At 71.0% G+C, this 4270-nt stretch carries 2 protein-coding genes; one reads left to right on the forward strand and one right to left on the reverse strand.

Annotated features, from left to right (window positions below; translation table 11 throughout):
• The coding region (locus H5J30_RS19670; protein WP_181788725.1) for a class I SAM-dependent methyltransferase at positions 1-440 on the reverse strand (440 nt) is incomplete at its 3' end.
• Between the two features lie 278 nt (positions 441-718).
• Between H5J30_RS19670 and H5J30_RS19675 the strand changes: the two genes are divergently transcribed.
• Positions 719-4174, forward strand: coding sequence for a ThuA domain-containing protein (locus tag H5J30_RS19675; protein WP_181788726.1), 3456 nt, complete (start codon positions 719-721; stop codon positions 4172-4174).
• Positions 4175-4270: the final 96 nt, after the last annotated feature.

The following is a 4270-nucleotide window of genomic DNA, read 5'->3' on the forward strand; positions in this document are numbered from 1 at the left end:
GGGCGGAGCAGGGCGTGCAGCCGGCCGTAGACCTCCAGGAGCATGCGCTCGGGCAGGCGGTGCAGCATGGTCGCCGAGACCGCGGCGTCGAGGGGGCGGTCGAGGTCGAGGTCGTCCTGCCAGCGGATGCCGCCGACCACGGTGTCGACGAAGCGGATCTGCGTGCCGTGCATGCGCCGGCCGAGGCCGAGGAGCACGGGGTCCGCGTCGACGGCGACGACGTCCAGCGCGGGCATGCGGCGCTTGAGCCGGGCGGCCAGCGAGCCCGTACCGCAGCCGAGGTCGAGGACGGCGGGGCGGTGGCGGCCGTCGGTGACCCGCTCCACGAGGTCTCCGACGACGGTGAACCGGTCTTCGCGGCCGGGCTCCCGCTGCTCCCGTTGCAGTTCCCAGCGCACCGCCCAGCCCTTGGCCGCCGCCGCGCTCAGGTCCTCGCCCATCCCGTGAGGATACCCGGCTACGAGATCTTGAATTCGACGTGACGCCGCGGGCGGGGTGGTGCGCCGGGCGCGCATCGGTGCCCGGTGCACCACCCCGCGCGGGTTCTCCCCGTCCCCGTACGCTCCGGAAAGGCTCCTACTGCCGGTCCGCGCACGACCGTTGACCACCCGTAGGTAAGGGCTTACTTTGACAGAGCACCGTCAGCAAGCGCTTTCTACGCCACATGAAGCGGGCCCGCCCTCCGGCGCGCCCGTGTTCCGGCACGACTGGGAGCACTATGAGACGCCTAGCAAGACCACCCCTGTCACCCGTCGCCGTCCTGGCCGCGCTGCTGGCGCTGCTCCTGGGCACGGCCTCGGCGACGGCCGCCCCCCAGGACGAGGAAGCCGGCTTCCGGGTCCTGGTCTTCTCCAAGGTCACGAACTTCACCCACGACTCCATCCCGGCGGGCATCGCCGCCGTCGAGAAGCTCGGCGAGGAGCACGGGTTCGAGGTCGACGCGACCGACGACGCCGCCGCGTTCACCGAGGAGAACCTCGCGAACTACGAGGCGGTCCTCTTCAACAACACCAACTCCACGCCCGAGAGCGGCGACCTGCTCGACGCCGGGCAGCGGGCCGCGCTGCAGTCGTACATCCGGGCCGGCGGGGGCTGGCTCGGCCTGCACGCCGCCTCCGCGAGCGAGCGCGACTGGGACTGGTACGAGGGCCTGGTCGGCGCGATCTTCGACAAGCACCCCGTGCCCCAGACCGGCCGGATCAAGGTACTGGACGACGCCCACCCCTCCACCAAGGGCCTGCCGCAGCTGTGGGAGCGCAACGAGGAGTGGTACAACTGGCGCGCCAACCCGACCGGCAAGGTGCACACCCTCGCGCAGGTCAAGGTGCGCGACGGCATCACCGGGCTGGACGAGGGCGTCGACCAGGCGTACTCGTGGTGCCAGAAGTACGACGGCGGCCGGTCGTGGTTCACCGCCGGCGGACACGACGCGTCGTCGTTCGACGAGCCGCTGTTCCTCAAGCACCTGCTCGGCGGCATCCGGTGGGCCGCGGGCGACGCGCCCGGCGACTGCTCCGCCACCCAGACCGGCAACTTCCAGCGCACCGCGCTGGTCTCCGAAGACCTCGCCGACCCGTTCGAGCTGGCCGTCGCCCCCGACCGGCGGGTGTTCTACGCCCAGCGCACCGGTGAGCTGAAGGTCGTCGACCAGGAGACGCTGAACGTCACCACCGCCTTGGACTTCGACTACACCCCCGAGATGACCAGCCAGTCCGACGGCCTCCTCGGGCTCGCCCTCGATCCGGGCTTCGCGAAGAACAACTGGGTCTACCTCCTGCACTCCGACAAGGAGAAGAACCTCATCAACCTGTCTCGCTTCACCATGAAGGGGGACACCGCCGACCCGGCGTCGCAGAAGGTGCTGCTGACGATCCCGACGTGGCGCGGCGAGGGCCGGGCCAACGTGCACATGGCGGGCTCGGTGACCTTCGACGCCAAGGGCAACCTGTACGTCGCCACCGGCGACAACACCGACCCGTTCGAGTCCAGCGGCTTCACGCCGATCGACGAGCGGGACGGCCGGCGCGCCTGGGACGCCCAGGGCACCGCGGGCAACACCAACGACCTGCGCGGCAAGGTGCTCCGGGTGAAGCCCACGAACAGCGGCGGGTACACCATCCCGAAGGGCAACCTGTTCAAGCAGGGCGAGGCGAAGACCCGTCCCGAGATCTACGCGATGGGCTTCCGCAACCCGTTCCGCATCACCACCGACCCGCTCTCCGGCGCCCTGCTGGTCGCGGACTACGGCCCCGACGCGCGCGGCGCCGATCCGAACCGCGGCCCCGAGGGAACGGTGGAGTACAACCGGATCACCGAGGCGGGCAACCAGGGCTGGCCGTACTGCATCGGCGACAACACCCCGTTCAACGACTACGACTTCGCCGCCGGCCAGACCGGGGAGAAGTTCGACTGCTCGGCGCCCGTGAACGACTCGCCGAACAACACCGGCAAGACCGAGCTGCCGCCCGCGCAGCCCGCCACGGTCTGGTACGCCTACTCGGCCTCGCAGGAGTTCCCCGAGCTGGGCACCGGCGGCGGCGGCCCGATGAGCGGCCCGGTCTACGACTACGACCCCGAGAACGACAGCCCGTACAAGTTCCCCGAGTACTTCGAGGGGAAGTGGATCACGTACGAGCTGACCCGCAAGTGGTTCAAGACGTTCTCGTTCCAGGAGAAGGACCAGCAGTTCGAGGACCCGCGGTTCGAGCCCGCCAAGAAGGGCGACCTGCAGTCGATCAACGGGATCTTCGGCGACTTGGACTGGATCCAGCCCTTCGAGGCGCACTTCGGTCCGGACGGCTCGCTGTACGTCATCGACTTCGGCGAGGGCAGCGGCACCGGCCGCGGCGGCAGCAACGAGAACGCGGGCATCTACCGCATCGACTACGTCGCCGAGGGCAGGCCGCCGGTGGCGAAGCTGTCGGCGTCGGCGGACTCCGGGCCCGCGCCGCTGACGGTGGAGTTCTCCTCGGAGGGCTCGCACTCGCCGGGCGGTGACGCGATCACGTACGCCTGGGACTTCGACGGCGACGGCACGACCGACTCCACCGACCCCAACCCGACGCACACCTACACCGACAAGGGCCGGTTCAACGCCCGGCTGACGGTGGAGGGTCCGCCGGAGCGCACGGGCATGGCGGTGCACGAGGTGACCGTCGGCAACACCCGGCCGGAGGTGAAGGTCACGACGCCGGCGAACGGCACCGCGTTCGACTTCGGCGACACCGTTCCGTACAAGGTGGAGGTCAGCGACGCGGAGGACGGTGACATCGACTGCTCGCGCGTGGTGGTGCAGACGCAGCTCGGGCACGACGACCACCTGCACCCGCTGGACAACCTGACCGGCTGCGAGGGCGAGTTCAAGACCGACCCGGGCGACAGCCACGGCCCCGGCCAGAACCTCTACTACGGCATCAGCGCGCAGTACGAGGACGACGGCGCCGAGGGCGTGCCGAGCCTGGTCGGCTCCGACTCGCTGAGCCTGCGGCAGAAGTTCCGCGAGGCCGAGCACCACAGCGGCACCGGCGGGGCGAACGGCGGCGTGGAGACGCTGGCCCGGGAGGACTCCTCCGGGGGCAAGCGGCTCGGTGAGATCGAGGACGGCGACTGGATCGTGCTGGACCCGGGGACCCCGAGCGGGATCGACTCGGTGACGGTCGGCGCCTCCTCCGGCGGGCTCGGCGGCGACGTCGAGTTCCGCGCGAACGCGCCGGACGGCGAGCTGCTGGGCAAGGCGACGATCCCGAACACCGGCGACTTCGCCAACGTGGTCTCGCCCACGGTGCCGCTGTCCGACCCGGGCGGGGTGGAGAAGGTCTACGTGGTCTTCTCCAACCCGGCGTGGACGCCGACGAGCCCCGACCTGGTGGCGCTGGACTGGCTGCACTTCAACGGCCGGGGCGCGGAGAAGGAGTCGGCGGCGAAGGTGACGGTCGCGGCCTCGCCGGAGAGCGGGACGGCGCCGGCCGAGGTCTCCTTCGAGGGCGCGGTGACGCTGCCCGAGGGGCGTACGGCCAAGTCGTACCACTGGGCCTTCGGCGACAACGCGACGGCCGACGGCGCGGCGACGGCGACGCACACGTACGCGAGGAAGGGGACGTACACCGCCCATCTGACGGTCACGGACGACACCGGTGACCTGACGAGCGGTGCGGTGCAGGTGACGGTGAACTGAAGTGACCCGCAGGTGAGTCGACACCACGGCGGCGGCCGGCCGGGGATCTGCCCCGGCCGGCCGCCGCTCGCCTGCCGCGGGCGCCCCGCCGCCCCG

Origin of the sequence: Streptomyces phytophilus (genome assembly GCF_013870535.1) — a bacterium.
GTDB classification, from domain to species: domain Bacteria; phylum Actinomycetota; class Actinomycetes; order Streptomycetales; family Streptomycetaceae; genus Streptomyces; species Streptomyces phytophilus.

Coding starts and splice junctions, on each gene's coding strand:
- H5J30_RS19675 (WP_181788726.1), top strand. CDS start 719: ATGAGACGCCTAGCAAGACCACCCCTGTCACCCGTCGCCGTCCTGGCC.